17 protein-coding genes are annotated in these 19,502 nt (G+C 44.3%); 6 read left to right on the forward strand and 11 right to left on the reverse strand.

Features of this window, described 5'->3' with window-relative positions; translation table 11 throughout:
* Positions 1 to 13: 13 nt before the first annotated feature.
* The 8 genes from pal to motY form a co-directional block, all read right to left on the reverse strand.
* Complete coding sequence (gene pal / locus HQQ92_RS11490) at positions 14 to 547, reverse strand: peptidoglycan-associated lipoprotein Pal (protein WP_113938779.1); 534 nt, start codon at positions 545 to 547, stop codon at positions 14 to 16.
* Positions 548 to 593: 46 nt separating this feature from the next.
* Positions 594 to 1,922 carry a Tol-Pal system beta propeller repeat protein TolB gene (gene tolB / locus HQQ92_RS11495; RefSeq protein ID WP_028760347.1) on the reverse strand — a complete coding sequence of 443 codons (1,329 nt, stop codon included), beginning with the start codon at positions 1,920 to 1,922 and terminating at the stop codon, positions 594 to 596.
* 9 nt (positions 1,923 to 1,931) lie between these two features.
* Positions 1,932 to 2,981 (reverse strand): cell envelope integrity protein TolA, encoded by a 1,050-nt coding sequence (tolA, locus tag HQQ92_RS11500; protein WP_173245435.1) that lies wholly within the window; start codon positions 2,979 to 2,981, stop codon positions 1,932 to 1,934.
* On the reverse strand, positions 2,982 to 3,416 hold the full coding sequence (gene tolR, locus HQQ92_RS11505) for a protein TolR (RefSeq protein ID WP_028760349.1): 435 nt from the start codon (positions 3,414 to 3,416) through the stop codon (positions 2,982 to 2,984).
* Positions 3,416 to 4,102, reverse strand: a complete 687-nt coding sequence (gene tolQ / locus HQQ92_RS11510) for a protein TolQ (protein WP_028760350.1) — start codon at positions 4,100 to 4,102, stop codon at positions 3,416 to 3,418. The genes tolR and tolQ overlap by 1 nt, the downstream gene beginning before the upstream one ends.
* Positions 4,092 to 4,493 carry a tol-pal system-associated acyl-CoA thioesterase gene (gene ybgC / locus HQQ92_RS11515; RefSeq protein WP_006081251.1) on the reverse strand — a complete coding sequence of 134 codons (402 nt, stop codon included), beginning with the start codon at positions 4,491 to 4,493 and terminating at the stop codon, positions 4,092 to 4,094. Before ybgC ends, tolQ begins: the two co-directional genes overlap by 11 nt.
* A 171-nt stretch (positions 4,494 to 4,664) precedes the next feature.
* Positions 4,665 to 6,848: a prolyl oligopeptidase family protein gene (locus HQQ92_RS11520; protein WP_173245438.1), complete on the reverse strand. Its 2,184-nt coding sequence runs from the start codon at positions 6,846 to 6,848 to the stop codon at positions 4,665 to 4,667.
* Positions 6,849 to 7,608: 760 nt separating this feature from the next.
* Positions 7,609 to 8,478, reverse strand: coding sequence for a flagellar protein MotY (motY, locus tag HQQ92_RS11525; protein ID WP_113938782.1), 870 nt, complete (start codon positions 8,476 to 8,478; stop codon positions 7,609 to 7,611).
* A gap of 141 nt (positions 8,479 to 8,619) precedes the next feature.
* On the opposite strand from motY, the gene rnt reads away from it, so the two are divergent.
* Complete coding sequence (gene rnt / locus HQQ92_RS11530; protein ID WP_105252848.1) at positions 8,620 to 9,291, forward strand: ribonuclease T; 672 nt, start codon at positions 8,620 to 8,622, stop codon at positions 9,289 to 9,291.
* Between the two features lie 101 nt (positions 9,292 to 9,392).
* Here rnt and HQQ92_RS11535 read toward each other — a convergent pair whose 3' ends face one another.
* Positions 9,393 to 9,998 carry a peroxiredoxin C gene (locus HQQ92_RS11535; RefSeq protein WP_006081247.1) on the reverse strand — a complete coding sequence of 202 codons (606 nt, stop codon included), beginning with the start codon at positions 9,996 to 9,998 and terminating at the stop codon, positions 9,393 to 9,395.
* 385 nt (positions 9,999 to 10,383) lie between these two features.
* Between HQQ92_RS11535 and HQQ92_RS11540 the strand changes: the two genes are divergently transcribed.
* Complete coding sequence (locus HQQ92_RS11540) at positions 10,384 to 11,703, forward strand: Na+/H+ antiporter family protein (protein ID WP_173245441.1); 1,320 nt, start codon at positions 10,384 to 10,386, stop codon at positions 11,701 to 11,703.
* A gap of 165 nt (positions 11,704 to 11,868) precedes the next feature.
* On the opposite strand, the gene HQQ92_RS11545 is transcribed toward HQQ92_RS11540, so the two are convergent.
* Entirely contained in the window at positions 11,869 to 13,284 is a 1,416-nt protein-coding gene (locus tag HQQ92_RS11545) for a GGDEF domain-containing protein (protein ID WP_173245444.1), read from the reverse strand.
* Between the two features lie 253 nt (positions 13,285 to 13,537).
* Positions 13,538 to 14,164, reverse strand: coding sequence for a uracil phosphoribosyltransferase (gene upp / locus HQQ92_RS11550; RefSeq protein WP_011789711.1), 627 nt, complete (start codon positions 14,162 to 14,164; stop codon positions 13,538 to 13,540).
* 330 nt (positions 14,165 to 14,494) lie between these two features.
* On the opposite strand from upp, the gene purM reads away from it, so the two are divergent.
* From purM to HQQ92_RS11570, 4 genes are all read left to right on the forward strand, one after another.
* The gene (purM, locus tag HQQ92_RS11555) at positions 14,495 to 15,532 is read left to right on the forward strand and encodes a phosphoribosylformylglycinamidine cyclo-ligase (protein WP_028760356.1); all 1,038 of its coding nucleotides are present in this window, start codon (positions 14,495 to 14,497) and stop codon (positions 15,530 to 15,532) included.
* A complete protein-coding gene (gene purN / locus HQQ92_RS11560; RefSeq protein ID WP_028760357.1) occupies positions 15,532 to 16,176 on the forward strand; it encodes a phosphoribosylglycinamide formyltransferase in 645 nt (214 codons plus the stop codon). The genes purM and purN overlap by 1 nt, the downstream gene beginning before the upstream one ends.
* Before the next feature lie 159 nt (positions 16,177 to 16,335).
* Positions 16,336 to 17,082: an HAD-IIA family hydrolase gene (locus HQQ92_RS11565; RefSeq protein ID WP_028760358.1), complete on the forward strand. Its 747-nt coding sequence runs from the start codon at positions 16,336 to 16,338 to the stop codon at positions 17,080 to 17,082.
* A 232-nt stretch (positions 17,083 to 17,314) separates the two neighbouring features.
* Complete coding sequence (locus HQQ92_RS11570; protein ID WP_173245447.1) at positions 17,315 to 18,991, forward strand: M28 family metallopeptidase; 1,677 nt, start codon at positions 17,315 to 17,317, stop codon at positions 18,989 to 18,991.
* Positions 18,992 to 19,502: the final 511 nt, after the last annotated feature.

Genomic DNA, 19,502 nt, shown 5'->3' on the forward strand with positions numbered 1-19,502 from the left:
CCGAGATTCAATCTTAGTAAACTAAAACTGCACGACGGTTTTTGCCAAAACCTTCATCAGTGCGAGAAAAATCAAGTGGTTTTTCTTCGCCATAGCTGACTACGCTCATTTGGCTTGGCTGTACGCCCATACCTTGTAGGTATTTAGCAACGGCTTTAGCACGACGTTCGCCCAGAGCAATGTTGTACTCAGGAGTGCCACGCTCGTCCGCATGACCTTCAATCAGTACGCGCACACTTGGGTGCTCAACTAAGTAAGTACCATGAGCTTCTAATACAGCGGCGAATTCAGTTTGAACTTCACTACGGTCGAAATCGAAGTAAATGATGTGTTCTTTTCTCAACTCTTCTAACTGCTGACGTTGCTGCTCTTCAGATGACAACATACCACCCACACCACCAGTTTGAATGCCACCATTCAGTTCGCTACCTGAACCGTTTGTTGAGCCCATTGCATCAGTTTCTGATTCTGAAGTTGAGCTACATGCACTAATAGCCATAATTGGAAGTGCTACCAACATAGCTTTTAACAACTTATTCAGATCCATTACGTGTTCCTTATAAAATTAAATGTGATTAAATCAAGGTATAACATTAGAGAAACGGAGACCAAGAAGGTGATTTCACCTCGCCTTGACCCACGGGTAATCTCGCTTTAAAGCGTCCATCCGTAGAAACAGCTGCTAATACTTGCTTGCCTTGGTGTGTAGTGCCATATATGACCATAGTACCATTAGGCGCCACACTTGGGGATTCATCCAAGCGTGTAGAGGTTAGCACCTGCATAAAACGCGTATTTAAATCCATACGCGCAATATTAAACTTACCGTTAGTACGGTTAACAAAAATCATACTACGTCCATCTGGCGTAATTGAACCACCAAGGTTCCATTCACCTTCAAATGTTTCACGACTCACTTTACCTGAACTTAACTCTACGCGATAAATTTGCGGTCTACCACCACGTTCAGAGGTGAAAATCAACGACTTCCCATCAGGATACCATGATGGTTCAGTATCGATAGCATAGTGATTGGTAATACGCTTAATCGCTTTTGTCGCAATATCGATAACATAGATCTCAGGCTGACCATCCTTAGACAGCGTCACAGCCAAAGATTTGCCATCAGGAGAGAAAGCCGGCGCACCGTTAATACCAGGGAAAGAGCTCACTTTAGTGCGCACTTGGGTATAAAGGTCTTGTACGAAAATCTCTGCTTTTTTATTTTCAAAGCTAACATACGCCAAACGACGTCCATCAGGCGACCAAGTGGGTGACATTAATGGCTCAGGTGAGCGCAGTAACATTTGCTCGTTAAAACCATCATAGTCAGCAACCATCAACTGATAAGGTGCTTTTTGAGTATGATTAACCACGACGTAGGAGATCCGCGTTAAGAATGCACCGCGAATACCGGTTAACTTTTCATAGACGATATCGCTAATTCTATGACCATATTGACGAAATTGCGCTGCTGAAATCACAGTTTGGCGACTGTCCATCAAAAATTCTGTAGCACTGACTGAGCCTTTCAATGCTTGGTTTTGTGCTTTAACTAAATCGATTAAATCAAAGCTCACCAAATACTGATCGGTTCCGTAAGGTTTCACAGTACCTAACACCACAGCTTCTGCGCCAACGCTAGACCATGAACTAGGTTGAAACTGAGCCAAAGCACCAATATTGCGCTGAGGTAGTCCGAGCTCGTCTAAAGGTTTAAAGGTACCGCTACGAGCTAAGTCAGACATCACCACATCAGCAATCGCTTGTGGCGGTGCGCCAGGACCTTGCCATACAAAAGGCATCACAGCGATGGGACGCGCTGCGTCAACACCTTCTGTGATCACAATATCCAATGCCGCTTTCGCGGGGGTGGTGCACAGCAGAACTGCCAGTGCTAACCATTTTGCCAATATTTTCATGGTGCTCCTTTAATTAAACGTTGGTTCAACGATTAAGTTAATTTCTTTCATCAAGTTATAAACAGCAGGATCCGGAGACACAGGCAGTTTGCCCGCTTTCAAAATCGCCGCTTTTGCTGCACGACAAACGTTGGGATCACCACCTTTTGTTTGGCTGCTGATCACAAACCCATCATTCGCTAAACGCACAGAGACAGTACAAGTCTTTCCACGCATAGATTCATCCACTACCAAATTACGTTGAATAGTTGATTTTATCATTGCCTGATACTTACCGACTTCACTCTGCATCTGCTTATTCATGGTTTGCGACAGCGCCGCTTGCTCAGCCGCTAATGCATCAGCCATTTCCTGCTCTTGATCGGCAAGGGCTTTGGCATCCGCTTTAGCTTTGGCATCCGCTTTAGCTTTGGCATCCGCTTTAGCTTTGGCATCCGCTTTAGCTTTGGCATCTGCTTTAGCTTTGGCATCTGCTTTAGCTTTGGCATCTGCCTCCGCTTTAGCTTTAGCTTCCGCATCTGCTTTTTGCTTACGGTCAGTTTCAGCTTTCACTGCAGCAGCTTCTTCAACCTTACGTTTTTCAGCGGCTTTTTGTGCGGCGTCTTCAGCAACCTTACGCTCCTGCTCTTTCAGCTTACGGTCGGCTTCGGCTTTGACTGCCTTTTCCTTTTCCTGCTGCTGTTTCACCTGGGCTAATTTGGTCGCTTCATTGGCTTTTTGAATCTCAATTTCCTGCTGCTTACGTTCTTGCTCTAGCTGTTTAATCTGAGCTTGTTCGCGCTCGCGTGCCTGTTTCGCTTCTTGAGCTTTGCGTTCAAGCTCGGCTTGACGTTCTTGCTCACGGCGTTCGGCATCACGCTTTTCTTGCTTAAGTTTCTCAACTTGATTAGCCACTTTTTGCTGATCAACCATAACCGCTTTGATTGCTGGTGCGCTAACTTGTTGCATAGGCTCAGGTTTGTGAGAAAAATCTATTCCTAATGCCAGAATAATTATCACGCCAATATGAATACCCGCTGAAATTGACAGAGGTAATGTTACATCTGACTTATCTGCCACCTATTTCTCCTTGGGTGAATCCGTCATCAAACCGACTGATGGCACGCCAGATTGCTGCAGTGTCACCATCAACTGAATCACTTTATCGTAAGGAATATTTCTATCGGCTTTAACCACAACAGGACGCTCAGGTTCAGTCACGATAAGTGCAGCCACTTCCGTTGCCAATTCTTCCAAATCCATAGGCACATTCGTTGAACCGCCTTTATTGAGGAAGTAATCACCATCACCATCGATTGAAGCAACAATGGGCGGCTTACTGTCATTGGGTAAAACTTCTGCCGCCCCTTGAGGCAGCTCCACTTTGACCCCTTGGGTCACTATGGGTGCTGTTACCATAAAAATAATTAACAGCACGAGCATGACGTCGATATAAGGCACCACGTTGATTTCAGCAACGGGGCGACGACGTTTGCGCTGATAAGCTGGTTGCATTATGCCCCTTCCTTCTCACTGTATGCTTGGCGATGCAAAATGCTGGAGAACTCTTCCATAAAGTTTGCGTAAGCCATTTCTAATTTATCGACTTGAGTCGAGAAACGGTTGTAGGCGATTACCGCTGGAATTGCAGCAAATAAACCCATAGCCGTTGCAATCAAAGCTTCAGCAATACCGGGGGCAACCATAGCTAAGGTGGCGTTTTCCATCGAACCAATAGCGATAAAAGAATTCATGATCCCCCATACCGTACCAAATAAACCGATATAAGGGCTAGTCGAACCAATCGTTGCTAATAACGGTAAGTTAGCTTCTAACTTTTCCATTTCGCGAGACAAGGTCACACGCATAGCACGCGATGTACCATCCATGACGGCATCGGGCACTTTGCTATTTAATTTATTCAGGCGTGAATATTCCTTAAAGCCAGTCACAAATAATGACTCTAAACCGCTATTATCTGGACGAGATGATAATTCTTTATACAAACGATTTAAATCAACACCTGACCAAAATTTGTCTTCAAACTTCGCCGATTTACTTTTTGCGGATGTCAGTAAGCTACGGCGTTGTAAAATCACCGTCCAAGACATCACCGACAAGCAAAGTAAAGTGAACATAACAAATTTCACTAATAAACTGGCTTGTAAAAATAACCCAACAATCGACATATCAGCTTGCACTGTCAAACTCCTGCACAATATTTAAGGGAATAGCTCGGGGACGCATACGTGATAGCGCAACACAAACAACCAGCACTGTGCCTTCACAATAACAGTCTCCCTGTTTATCGACCAAGCGTTGATGAAAGATCAACGAGGCCTTTTTCAACTCTATGACCTTAGTTTCAACAATAAGGTTCTGTTCAAAACGTGCTGCTTTGCGAAAATCGAGTTCCGCACGCTTTACGACAAAAGCGGTGTCGTCGGCTAATAACGCAGTCTGACTCACGCCAAGGGCTTTTAGCCACTCGGTTCGCGCGCGCTCAAAAAAGTTGAGGTAGTTCGAATGATAGACAACGCCACCAGCGTCGGTGTCTTCGTAATAGACTGAAATTGGCCAATGAAACATCATTTGAAAATAAGCAAATTTTGGTTGAAAAATTGACGCTTACTATACCTAGGGAAACAAGACTTGTGAATGACCCGATGAAGATATAGATAGGAATAGCGCGGGTTTCAGATGAATAGGGGCAATTGTAAAAGAGAATGGGGTCAAACGACCCCATTTTATTAACATAGTTAGTTATTTTGCGATAGCTTGTGGCAAGGTTAAGCCAAAACTCTGCCACAAGAAACTGTAGATGTCGGCAAATTCGTCGATCTTCATCGCCGTGGGCTTACCCGCTCCATGACCAGCATTTGACTCGATACGCATAATGACTGGTTTATTGCCCTGCTGTTTCTCCTGCAGCATGGCCGCAAACTTGAAACTGTGTAATGGCACAACACGATCATCATGATCCGCAGTCATTACCATAGTCGCAGGATAAGCTTGCGCTTTTACATTGTGATAGGGCGAATAAGCCAATAGCGCAGGGAATTGCTCTGCTTTATCGGCACTGCCGTATTCACTCGTCCAAGCCCAACCAATAGTGAACTTGTGGAAACGCAGCATATCCAACACGCCCACCGCAGGTAATACGGCAGCAAAAAGTTCAGGACGTTGAGTCACAGCAGCGCCCATCAACAGACCACCATTACTGCGGCCATAGGCACCGAGTTTAGAGCTGTTGGTGTATTTTTCGCTGACCAGATATTCAGCAGCAGCAAAATAGTCATCAAACACATTTTGCTTTTTGTCGAACATCCCCGCTTGATGCCAGCTTTCGCCATACTCAGCGCCGCCACGTAAACTCGGCACAGCATAAATGCCACCCATGTCTAACCAAGCGATATTGGCAGGGCTAAAACGTGGTGTCATCGAAATGGCAAAACCACCATAAGCATAAAGTAATGTCGGATTTTGACCGTTTTTCACTAAGCCCTTTTTATAGGAGAGCATCATAGGCACACGCGTACCGTCTTTGCTGCTATAGAAAACCTGTTCAGAAACATAGTCATCGGGATTAAACGAGACTTTGGGTTTAGCAATGACGGTTGAACCGCCAGTTTTAAAATCAAACTTATAGGTGGTTTCAGGCTGAATATAACTATTAAACACATAATAGAAATAATCTTTGCAGGCTTTACCAAAAGGCCCTGCCACATTGCCAAGACCAGGCAATACCACATCTTGACGCTTCTGACCACCCATACTGTAAATCGATAATTGACCTAACACATCATGTAAATAACTCACCACTAAATGGTCATTAATAATGGCGACATTATTAATCGGATCTTTAGACTCAGGAATAATCGTTTGCCATTGCGATTTATCACTATTGCGGGTGTCAATCGCAATCACTTTACCATTAGGCGCCTCTAAGTCGGTTTTGAAATAAAACACTGAACCATCATTACCGAGAAACTCATATTCAGCTTCTAATTTGAGGATCAATTCCACCACTTGGGATTTAGGCTCAAATAACGATTTATAGAAGAAACGATTACGCTTATCCGTACCTTGAGAAATCGACAGTAATAAGTATTCACCTTTCTCAGAGACATCAATGCCAAAGCCCCAATCTTTATTCTGTGGACGCTCATAAATCAATAGATCTTGATGTTGGTCTGTGCCTAATTTGTGGTAATACACTTTTTGGTTAAAATTAACGTCAGCTAAGACATCCCCCCCTGCAGGGGCATCATAACGGGCGTAGAACACACCTTGATTTTCTTTATCCCACACTGCGCTAGAAAATTTAATCCATTTCAGTTCATCGGCCAGTTTCTTACCAGTTGCGATATCAACGAACTGCCATTGCTGCCAATCTGAGCCAGAATTTGACACACCATAGGCTAAAATTTTACCGTCATTACTCACTGCCACGCCGGATAAGGCAACAGTGCCATCCGCAGACAGTTTATTTGGGTCAAGAACAGGCTTTTCAACACCATCTAAACCTTTAACATACAAAACCGATTGTGCCTGTAGGCCATCATTGCGGTAGTAAAATTGATTGTCGCCGTTTTCAAACGGAGCAGAGACTTTTTCGTAATTCCAAAGTTCTGTAATACGTTCGACCACAGCTTGTTTATTGGGGATCTTAGCGAGGTAGGCTTGACCAAAGTCTTGTTGTTCTTTTACCCACTCTTCAGTTTCAGGCGTATTGGCCTCCAGATGACGATAAGGGTCGGCCACTGCGACACCATGAATGGTTTCGACGAGGTCATCTTTTTCAGTAACAGGGTAAACGAGTTTAGTTGCGCTTGCCTGCTCAGTCGAATTTTGCTCAGGTGCATTGCCACTTTGGCAGGCACCGAGTGCCATCCCCAATGTGGCCACTAACAAACCTTGCTTTGCAAGGCGAAATCTTAATGCCATCGTGTTGTCGTCCTTCTTATGGTTTCGGGCTTAAGGCCTTTTCAGCAAGTACTATACAAGCAAAATAAATCATGGCAATGGCGTAACTTAATATGAAGTTTTTTAAGCTGTATCGTGAATTTAACAAAATAGCAGCAAGGATAAGCTTATTGAAGTGTATTATTATGCATTAATAGTGAGTTATAAGTTATTAATCAAGGTAAATAGTGACTTAAGTGATATAAATCACCTTTGTAGCCATTAGAATTACTAATGTTTATGGGCAATTTTTCTCGTTTGTTTTACAACAGGTTTCCCAATAGAATGTGCTTGTTTTCAGGAGATAACTGCTTGCAGATATCGAAAACAAAGAACTTTTAAACTGGTGTGTTCCCAACACTTCAGTTTCTTTTCTGGTTCTTATGCTTGACTTCCTTCCTTCAATTTGTTGATTGCAAATGCATTATTTTTGCGGCCCGCTTAGTTTAAGCGGGCTTTTTTTTAGCATTTCAAACACAATCCTGATTATTGCAACGGCCAAGTTTTATACATCATCGATATTACTCGTACTTATCCCACTCTCGCTTTCTGCAGTACTTGTTGAGGTGGATATGTCATCACTACAAATTAAAAAATCTCATTATTTTTACCCATACTCGCAAATTGAGCGAATCATTCGATTAAAGTGGCATACTGCCTGAACTCTCCTTCTTTTAAAAACGACAATGCCAAGTCATAAACTTGGCATTGAAAAATACTTAAAACCTAGGTAAAACAAACACTACAAAGGTTTACTGATCCGTATAACAACACGACGGTTACGCGCCCTTTCATCCATATCATCATTGGAAGCCACGTGACGACGCTCACCATGCCCGAATGTGACAATACGATCTTGAGGAATACCACTGGCAACAAAGAACTCTTTTACCGACGCAGCTCGTGTATCCGACACTTTCTGGTTTACTGAACGGCCACCATAACTGTCGGTATACGCATCCACCAGCACTAACTCTACCAAGGGATCATAGGCTAAATATTCTTGCACCCGAGACAGTTGTTGCTGGGAGAAACGAGTTAAATCGGTACCGCCTTCATCGTAATTTAATACAGTAAAAGCAATATCTTCAAAGCTATAGGGCAATAAATGCGCTAGACAAGCTTTAAACTCAGTATATTTACGGCCAAAATTAGCTGAAGACAAACCCACAGCTATCTTATTCGACTCATTATACCAATCAGCATAGTAAAACGTTGGTTCCATACCGCGACTCAACTCTGCCAACATAGACCAAGCTGCGCGCTTAGGCACTTCCCCGTTAAAGTACTTTTGATAATGTAATGAAGTGATCTCTTTCGATACCACACCAGGACGCCACTGCGGCGCGCGGCTAATTAATTTCGCCTGCGTCACTTGATCAGGTTTTACCCACATATCTAAGGTAAAAGTCATATTCTGCTGTTTACCCGCTTCACTGGTAAAAATCGCTTTACCGTAAGAAGGAATATCATGCTCAAGGCGACAGACGATGGGAGTATTTTCACTCACTCGCCACTGGGAATCACTTAAAGAGGCGACATAATGGCGCAACTCTGCCATTGCAGTTGCTGGAACGCATAAAATTGATACTAATATCAGTTTTCGCCACATAGCCTTTACTCATGTTTAATCGGTTACATGGCTTTATCGGCAAACTATTTAGTTCCTTTAGCTCATAAAACCACCAATCAAGCATGACACACCCCAACACATTTAGCATAATAGCGCCCTGTGAATTTTCTTGAGTACTTTATGAGTGACATTTGCGACGCGAACAAATTGAAATACCGATTTCGAGGCTACTTTCCCGTAGTCATTGATGTCGAAACTGCGGGCTTCAACTCTCAAACCGATGCGTTGCTAGAAATTGCCGTCACCCTACTAAAAATGGACAATGAAGGTGTGATAGGAATCGATAAAACCCTACACTTCCACATTGAGCCCTTTGAAGGCGCAAATTTAGAACCCGAAGCGTTAGCATTCAACGGTATTGATCCCACTAATCCGTTACGGGGAGCGGTGAGCGAGAAAGAAGCCTTTTTGGAAATCTTTAAAGCCGTGAAGAAAGCCCAAAAAGCCTCCGACTGCCATCGTAGTATCATAGTGGCGCACAATGCGGCATTCGATCATGGTTTTGTGAGTAAGGCGATAGAACGTTGCGACTTAAAACGCTCGCCGTTTCATCCTTTTGCCACCTTTGACACAGCAACGCTCGCCGGACTCGCCATTGGTCATACCGTACTTGCCAAGGCATGCATTATGGCGGGTATTCCCTTCGATAATAAAGAAGCCCATTCGGCGCTATATGATACCGAACGTACCGCGGAGCTTTTTTGTCATATCGTGAATCGTTGGAAATCATTAGGTGGCTGGCCATTACTGGCTGTGGATGCACAGGATGCAGAAAGCGGTACTGTGGAATAAATTTAACAGTTAACAATAGATCTTAAGCAATGAAAAAACAAAAAAGCTGCCATTGGCAGCTTTTTTCATTTAACAGGCGACTGTGATTAGAAAAGTACTAATTACAGTGAGCTTGCGTTTTCAGACAGGTAAGCAGCAACACCTTCAGTGCTTGCATTCATACCTTTATCGCCTTTTTCCCAGCCAGCAGGACAAACATCACCGTGCTCTTCATGGAATTGCAGTGCATCGATCATACGTAGCATTTCATCAACGTTACGGCCTAATGGCAGATCGTTAACGACTTGGTGACGAACCATGCCTTCTTTGTCGATCAAGAATGAACCACGGAAAGCCACACCCGCTTCTGGATGCTCAACATCGTATGCTTTACAGATTTCATGTTTAACGTCAGCCACTAGCGTGTATTTAACTTGGCCAATACCGCCTTTTTCAACTGGGGTGTTACGCCATGCATTGTGGGTAAACTGAGAATCGATAGACACACCAATCACTTCTACGCCACGCTTAGTGAACTCTTCCATACGGTGATCAAAAGCGATCAACTCTGATGGGCAAACGAAAGTGAAGTCAAGTGGATAGAAGAATACGACGGCTGGTTTGCCTTTGATGGCTGCAGTCAAGTTAAAGCTATCAACGATTTCGCCAGAACCTAATACAGCTGCAGCAGTAAAATCAGGAGCCTGACGGCCTACTAATACGCTCATTTTATATCTCCATCTATGAGTTGAACTAAGTGTAAGGCAAGATGCCTTCTAGCCAGTATGTTCTCAACCTAGGTCAAGTTAAATCCTTACTGATTAAAAGGTGTTCTTACCAATCAAATCCTTAGGCATTATAAGTCGTGTGCTGTGCCTTACAACCTATTTAAGACCAATATCACATTTTTCAAGGGTATTTCCGTTTTGCCTGACTAAGGATAGAGCAATCTGCGTATCCAGTGTGCGGAGTAATCCACATTCAGCTAACAGACAAAAACCAGCATGATCACATTTTCAGATATTTTTCCGATAACGCCTCGGCAAACTGGACATCCACTGCCTTTGCAGTCGAAAATAGCTCCTTTGGCTTAAAGAATTAAGAAAATTGATAATGAATGCAGTCGTAATTGCAGTGTGCTTAATGTTAGCACTCAGTTTAGCTAGGGTGAATGTGGTTGTCGCCCTGACCGTGAGCGCCCTCGTGGCGGGATTAGTAGGCGGAATGGATCTGCACCAAACTATAGATGCCTTTAATACAGGCTTAGGTGGCGGCGCACAAATTGCGCTCAGTTATGCATTATTAGGCGCCTTCGCTGTCGCACTATCGCATTCAGGCTTAACGACGCTGATTTCTAGAAGCATCATTAGTAGCCTTGGACAAGATCCTAATCCCACTAACACTAACTGGGTACGATGGTTACTGCTGTTATCGCTACTCGTCATGTCGATGGCTTCACAGAATATTTTACCGATCCATATCGCCTTCATTCCGATTTTAGTGCCACCACTCTTACATGTGATGACCAAACTGAACATCGACCGTCGCCTTGTGGCTTGTGTTCTCACCTTCGGCCTAGTCACCACCTATATGATTTTACCGATTGGGTTTGGTGGCATTTTCTTAAATGATATTCTGCTTTCCAATTTAACCAGCAATGGCTTAGCCGCTGCTCGTGAGCAAATTCCGCCAGCCATGTTAATCCCTGCCGCGGGTATGGTCGTAGGGTTACTCACTGCAGTATTCATCAGTTACCGTAAACCTCGGACTTACGACGAGGCAAAAGTGTTGGTCGCTGAACCTGAAGAAAATCTCAACAAACGCAATATCATCATTGCTGCACTGGCGATATTAGCCACTCTCGTCGTACAGCTCGAAACTGACTCTATGATTTTTGGCGCCTTAGTCGGCTTCATGATTTTCAGTTTTTCGGGTGCCTTGAAGCATGTCGCCGACCAAGATATTTTCAACCAAGGTGTGCGCATGATGGCCAATATCGGCTTTATCATGATTTCAGCCGCAGGCTTTGCCGCAGTAGTGAAAGAAACCGGTGAAGTGGGTACGCTTGTGGCCTCGCTTAGTGAGATTATTGGTAACAATAAAGCCCTCGCAGCCTTTTTGATGCTACTGGTTGGTCTACTGATCACTATGGGAATTGGGTCGTCTTTCTCCACCATTCCAATTATCGCGACGATATATGTACCATTGGCATTGAGTTTTGGTTTTTCAGTAGCCGCCACAATCGCGTTAGTCGGCACTGCCGCCGCGCTGGGTGATGCGGGCTCGCCAGCATCAGATTCCACCTTAGGTCCCACTGCAGGTTTGAATGCCGATGGTCAACACGATCACATTCGTGACAGCGTGATCCCAACATTTATCCACTACAATATTCCACTATTAGTGTTTGGTTGGATTGCGGCCATGGTGTTGTAAGTGTTATCGCAGATGTTTATATTACCGTATTAGAAAGTAAAAACAGCGCGGCATTCTCCGCGCTGTTTTTTATCTCGGGTATTCACTTTTATTGCGGGCAGCAGGTTAACTCACTGATTCACTCGATAACTCACGTAATAATGAACGTGATAATGAACGTGATAATTAAGATGTCGGGTCAAGCTTGCGACTTCCTTGCTTATTCTTTTTATCTTCATATAACGCTTTATCCGCCGCTTGTAGCACTGCCTCAAAGGAAGCATAATCTTGCGAATCAGCCACACCGCAGGAGACTGTCAGCACATTTAAAAACTGCCGCTCTGCGACCGCCTGACGTAAATGTTCAGCCAACAATAAGGCCCGTTCAAAAGTACAATTAGCCAAGATGACGACAAACTCATCACCGCCGGTTCTGATTAACAAATCATTTTCTCGAAATACACTGCGCATCGCATCAACAATTTGCATGATCGCCATATCCCCGAGTTTATGCCCATAGGTATCATTAATGGTTTTGATTTTGTCGCCGTCCACGCAAATCACCGCGTAATGCCCCTTCGTTGCGACATCAAACAGTGTGGTCTCATAGACTTTCTTATTATAGGTTCGAGTAAAAGCATCCAATAACATCGCTTCACTAAACCGTTGACGCTCAGTACGAAGTTTCCTAAAACGATTGATATTAATTTGAACGAAGAAGATCACGATAGATAACAAAAACCATAGGGGCAAATTCCACACAATGAAACGAAATATACTGATTTTATATGTCAGTGAAGTCATGTTATCTAAATGATTTGTCATCGAATAAAACAAGAACTCCGGCGTCAATTCAGCCCAAAGGCTATCTGTCGTGATCACCAACTCAGTACCATAATCCGTTTTCTGCAATTCAACATGTTTATTACGCATAAAAACCGACGTCATTAGGGCCGTGTCGGCAATAACATCACCGATGAAATGATTAGGATCATTAGATGATGAAATCGGTGATGCCATCGATAAAATGACTTTCCCACTAACTTCATCTTGATAAGGAATGGATAATACGATTCCATCGGCTAAGGACTCTGGGGTCGCGTCTTTCGCGCAATATTGCAGACTCTGACAAAACTCATTCGTTGAAGTACGGTCTTTAATCAGCCGCGCTTTTACGTCCTCAGGAATTGGGGAGGCAAAATACATGGCATCACTGCGATAAAGTCCCACATACAGGAATATATCTTCGACATTGGTCTTTTTACTGGTTTTACTGGAATAGAGATAATCAAAATAGCGTAATACTTGCTCTTCTTCTGCGGAAAGCACTCCCCCTTGCGGCAGCATTAATCTAGAAGGGTCGAGTTGAAAAAGCGCTAAAGAGGATTTATTGAAATCAATAATATCGTGCAGAGATAAGCTTTTACCGAGCAGTTCAATATAACTCGGTGTAAGTTGCTCGTTTTTTACAAAAGACACAAAGGATTTATGCTCTCTATCGATTTTAAACGGTAATAGAATAAGTAGGAGTACGACAAACAAGAGGGTCGCAAATTCAAATGATCGACGCAATAATAACCAGTTGAGAGCCGAATTTCCCATAATTCCTCTTAATCCCTGTTCTACCGACAATGTACCTTGCACAAAACGTAAACTGCGATCAATAAAATTGCAAAATAAGCCAATAAAAACAACTTCAATAGATAATTATTATTTACCTTATCCTAAACTTTAGCAGCTTAAGATAAAGTTGTTATTACTGTATTGAACAAAAACAAAAAGGGAGCCTAGGCTCCCTTACTGACCACATCCGCTCAATTGAGCATCAGCAACTCTGATTATTTAGTAACTTCGGCTATTTAGTACCAAAGATTTTATCGCCCGCATCACCCAGACCTGGCAGGATATAACCTTTCTCGTTTAAGCATCTATCGATAGCGGCAGTATATAATTCGATATCCGGATGCGCCGCTTCTAAGGCTTTAATGCCTTCAGGCGCAGCCACTAGCACTAAGGCCTTAATTGAAGTACAACCGCGCTTTTTCAATAAATCGACGGTCGCAATCATAGAACCACCTGTCGCCAACATAGGGTCGACAACTAAGGCGATACGCTCGTTCATGTCGCTGGCCAGCTTCTCAAAATAAGGCACTGGCTCAAGGGTCTCTTCATCACGGTAAATACCGACAACTGAGATACGCGCACTTGGAATGTGCTCGAGTACGCCGTCCATCATACCCAAACCCGCACGTAAAATTGGCACGACAGTGACTTTTTTACCTTTGATTTGATCGACTTCAACCGGACCATTCCAGCCTTCAATCGTCACCGTTTCAGTTTCGAAATCTGCGGTAGCTTCATAGGTTAATAAACTACCCACTTCGGCGGCTAGTTCACGGAAACGTTTAGTGCTAATGTCACCTTCGCGCATTAAACCGATTTTGTGACGCACTAAAGGATGTTTAACCTCGACAACTTTCATTTTTCTCTCCTGCTTATTTTTCGGCGTATTATTTTAGGCAAATTTTTCAGATTCTAGTTGATTTGTTTACTAGGTAAAACAGAAAGTTTTGCCATTCGGTCTAATCGTGAGCTATCTCGCAAGAATAATCCCCAATCGTCTAAGATACCTACTGTGATTTACTATTTTGTGACCAAACTCAATACCTCTAAAAATAGAATATCTCGCATTCAGACCAAAAAAACTCCGCCGAGGGGCATAAATCCAAATCATGACTTTCGACCCCTAGCACAAGCTGGTAGAATACCGCCGCATAAAATCCAATAACGATGTACCCGAGAGGATCCCTCCGTGAGCACACCTACCCCACTGAGCTATAAAGATGCCGGCGTTGATATTGATGCAGGTAATGCACTGGTAAGTAACATTAAAGCAGCCGTTAAACGTACCCGTCGTCCAGAAGTTATGGGCAACTTAGGTGGTTTTGGCGCCCTGTGTGAAATCCCCACTAAATACAAACAACCGGTTTTAGTGTCTGGCACCGATGGTGTTGGGACTAAATTACGTTTAGCTATCGACTATAAAAAACATGACACTGTCGGCATAGACTTAGTTGCCATGTGTGTGAACGATCTGATCGTCCAAGGCGCTGAGCCACTGTTTTTCCTCGATTACTACGCAACAGGCAAACTCGATGTTGAAACGGCAACGTCCGTCGTCAACGGCATCGGCGAAGGTTGTTTCCAATCTGGTTGTGCGTTAATTGGCGGTGAAACCGCTGAAATGCCAGGCATGTATGAAGGTGAAGATTACGACCTAGCGGGTTTCTGCGTGGGTGTAGTTGAAAAAGCCGACATTATTGACGGTAGCAAAGTGGCAGCGGGTGATGCACTTATTGCATTAGCCTCAAGCGGCCCTCATTCAAATGGTTACTCTTTAGTACGTAAAGTATTAGAAGTGAGCCAAGCAGACCCTCAGCTAGATCTCAACGGCAAACCGCTGATTGAACATCTACTTGAGCCAACCAAAATTTACGTAAAATCATTGCTCAAACTGATTGAAGCATCTGATGTCCATGCGATGGCGCACATTACTGGCGGCGGCTTCTGGGAAAACATCCCACGCGTACTGCCAGATAATTTAAAAGCGGTTATCCAAGGCGATTCATGGCAATGGCCCGCTGTTTTCAGTTGGTTAATGGAAAATGGCAACATTGCAGAATACGAAATGTATCGCACCTTCAACTGTGGCGTCGGCATGTTAGTCGCGCTGCCAGCCGATAAAGTGGATGCAGCACTTGCATTACTGGCTGCAGAAGGCGAACAAGCATGGCTTATCGGTGCTATCGCACATCGTGAAGGCAATGAAGAGCAAGTGGAGATCCTGTAATGCCCCAGAGCTGTCGTGTAGTTGTATTAATTTCCGGGAATGGCAGTAACCTGCAAGCGGTTATCGACGGTTGCGATGATAATCTGCAGGCCGAAGTTGTCGGAGTCATCAGTAATAAACCCGATGCCTATGGCCTAGTGCGCGCCCATCATGGCGAAATTGATACCAGCTGCGTGATAGCTCATCAAGGTGAATCTCGCTCTGAATACGATGCACGTTTAATGACAGTGATTGAAAAGTATCAGCCCGATTTAATCGTGTTGGCGGGATTTATGCGGATCTTAACTGATGATTTCGTGAATCATTACCTAGGTCGCATGATCAATATTCATCCTTCGCTGCTACCTAAATACACTGGCTTAAACACCCATCAACGTGCCATAGACGCAAACGATAGCGAACATGGTGCCAGCGTGCATTTTGTCACGCCAGAGCTGGATGCTGGCCCAGTGATATTACAGGCCAAAGTGCCTGTTTATGAAGACGATACGGCTGATATGCTCGCCGCCCGCGTGCATGAGCAAGAACATGCTATTTATCCGCTCGTGGTGAAATGGTTTAGTCAGCAACGTCTTAACATGCAAAATGGCCAAGCCTATCTCGATGGCAACCTTATCGGCCCAAGCGGTTACGCGCCCGATTAGTTCCACTTGACCGAAAGTTGTACCAATCAAAAAAATAGAGACCTTCGGGTCTCTATTTTTTTAACTATTTTCAACAAAAGCATTGTTTTCTGAGGCAATGTGGCATTAGATAACTTAACGAAAAAGTGATTTTTGATCGGCATGACAAGAGACTATTAGATGAAAAATATTATCTGCGATATCGATGGTGTACTACTGCACGACAATAAACTGATCCCCGGCAGCGACAAATTTATCCAGCGCATTTTAGAGCAAGGCAATCCGTTAGTAATATTGACTAACTATCCCGTACAAACGGGTAAGGATCTGCAAAACCGTTTAAGTGCCGCCGGTATTGATATTCCTGAAGAATGCTTTTACACCTCTGCCATGGCAACCGCCGACTTTTTAAAACACCAAGAAGGCAGCAAGGCCTATGTCATTGGCGAAGGCGCCCTCACCCACGAACTCTACAAAGCAGGCTTTACCATTACCGATATTAATCCCGATTTTGTGATTGTCGGTGAAACCCGCTCATACAACTGGGAGATGATCCATAAAGCCGCAGGCTTCATCGCACGCGGCGCGCGCTTTATTGCCACCAATCCCGATACTCATGGTCCAGCCTACAGCCCTGCTTGTGGCGCACTCTGCTCGCCCATCGAACGTATTACCGGTAAAAAACCTTTCTACGTGGGCAAACCGAGTGCTTGGATTATTCGCTCGGCGCTTAATCATATTGATGGACACTCGGAAGACACTGTCATCATAGGCGACAATATGCGTACCGATATTTTGGCGGGCTTCCAAGCTGGGCTTGAAACCATTCTGGTCACTAGCGGCGTGAGTAAACTTGAAGATATCGACAAAGAACCCTTCCGCCCGAACCATGTGTTTGCCTGCGCGGGCGATATTGACGTTGTTTAAACAGATGTCTAATCCTACGTCTAGCAATTCATCCTTGCCAGTCGCTTAAATATTACCTATGCAACACGCCTCGCCCAAAGGCGTATTGCATAGGGTAAAGCAACATTAAGTAACATATTCACCTTCTTCTCAGCCTTGTGGCTCACAGCGGCTTGCTTCATGATAAGTCTCGCTTCTGATTGATTAACAGAAATCTAAAATACCTTAATTAAAACAACAGTAGGATTAACCTATGCGACGTCTGTATCCCCTCTGTGCGTTGGCCATGCTCAGTGCCTGTAGTCCGAATGCATCACAGCCTGATGGCAACAGCACTTTGGCTGAACTCAAACCAGTGCAGTTTAATGAAGCGCGCTTTAGAAATGATATTAAAGCCCTGTCATCCGATGAATTTGAAGGCCGCGCGCCCACCACTCACGGTGAAAAACTCACCTTGGATTATTTGACCAAAGCCTTTACAGAGATGGGACTCAAGGGCGCGTACCAAGGCAGTTTTTTACAACCTGTGCCTATGGTGAGCTATACCGCAGATGAAGCGCAGCAAGTCACGCTGGCAGGATTACCCTTTAAATACCGAAAAGATCTAGTGCTCAGCAGTCGCCACGATAACGGTGGTATTAGTATTGAGAACGCACCATTAGTCTTCGTCGGCTATGGGGTGAATGCCCCTGAATATGGTTGGAATGATTACCAAGATCTCGACATGAAAGGCAAAATCGCGGTGATCTTAGTGAACGATCCCGGCTTTGCTCGCCCTGACTCGGGTAAATTCAACGGCAAAGCCATGACCTATTACGGCCGTTGGAGCTACAAATTTGAAGAGGCCAGTCGTCAAGGTGCACTCGGCGCACTGATTATCCATGATACCGAGCCCGCCTCTTACCCTTGGTCCGTGATAGAAAATAGTTGGACTGGACCACAGCAAGATCTGGTCCTCAGTAAAGCAGAACAAGATAGCCGTATCCAAGTCGAAGGCTGGCTTACACTGGACGCAGCTACACAACTGTTCGATAAAGCCGGTTTATCACTGCCTAATTTAATGGCACGCGCCGCCGACAGCTCAATCAATTTACCCCTTGAGCAAACGGCCAACATCGCCTTTAAAAATAAAGCCGAATACGCAAATAGCTACAATGTGGTCGCCACACTCCCCGGCAGCACACAAGCCAACGAGCAAATCCTCTACACCGCCCATTGGGATCACATAGGTAAAGACGAGACGAAAGCAGGCGATCAAATTTATAACGGCGCCATGGATAATGCCTCGGGCACTGCCGGCATTCTCGAAATCGCCAGACAATTAGCCGACAATGCCAAACAAGGCCATGGTTTAGCGCGCTCGGTCACCTTTATCGCTACCACAGGTGAAGAACAGGGCTTACTCGGTTCACGCTATTACGCCGCCAATCCACTTTATCCTATCGACAAAACCGTGGCAGTGTTAAACCTCGACAGCACTAATATCTATGGCAAAACCAAAGACTTCACCATCGTCGGCAAAGGTAAATCTGAGTTAGAAACTTATCTTATCGATGCGGCTAAACAACAAAACCGCATCGCCATGGGTGAGAAAAATCCCGCTTCGGGCGGTTTCTTCCGTTCAGATCATTTCAGCTTTGCCAAACTTGGCGTGCCCGCCGTCTTTGCCGGCGGCGGTAGCAACCCCGTTGACGAAGCCACGGCTGCTTATAAAACCCAGATGCAAGCCACAATGAAGGGCTGTTATCACAATGTCTGCGATGAATATCGTGAAGATTGGGATTTAAGCGGCGCACTGCAAGACTTGCAAATCTACTACCAAGTCACACGCACATTGGGCAACAGCCAAGATTGGCCGGGATATTATCAAGGCACAGAATTCAATAGCCTGCGCCCAGCCAAAATAACGCTGGTAACGGACGCAAAATAACAAGCTAAGTCTTTAGCTTCTTGCGAGAGACCGTTGGGTTAGTCATCTCTTATTGACGTCTGCTTGAAATAAAGCGCCTCCTCCGCCAGCCAAAGCGCCAAACAAGACCTATAAGCACGTGAACCATTCACGTGCTTTTTTGTTTTCAGCCCACAAAAAATGCCGTTATCGCGAAATATCCATCCTGCCACACAATTCTGAATAGTCTTATGCCATTGGTTGATGTCAAACTCGGCGCATTAATTGATTAAAAATAAAACACTTAAACGGGGCAACTCATTGTTTAAGGTCTTTTTTAGCGGTTTTTCTATCATCGATACTTTTTTAAAACACATTGTGAATTCCCCAAAACCCCTCATGCCAAATCAGATAATAAAAACAAATCATCAAAAAATAACGCAAATTAAATGAATTATTATCAAATAAAAGCATTAAACACAAACATCTAAATCAATAAAAACACCAATAAACAGATAAAACATCAAAAATAGTATTTGGCAAATACCTAAAT

The organism is Shewanella sp. DC2-4 (assembly GCF_013248875.1).
GTDB classification, from domain to species: Bacteria; Pseudomonadota; Gammaproteobacteria; order Enterobacterales; family Shewanellaceae; genus Shewanella; species Shewanella oncorhynchi.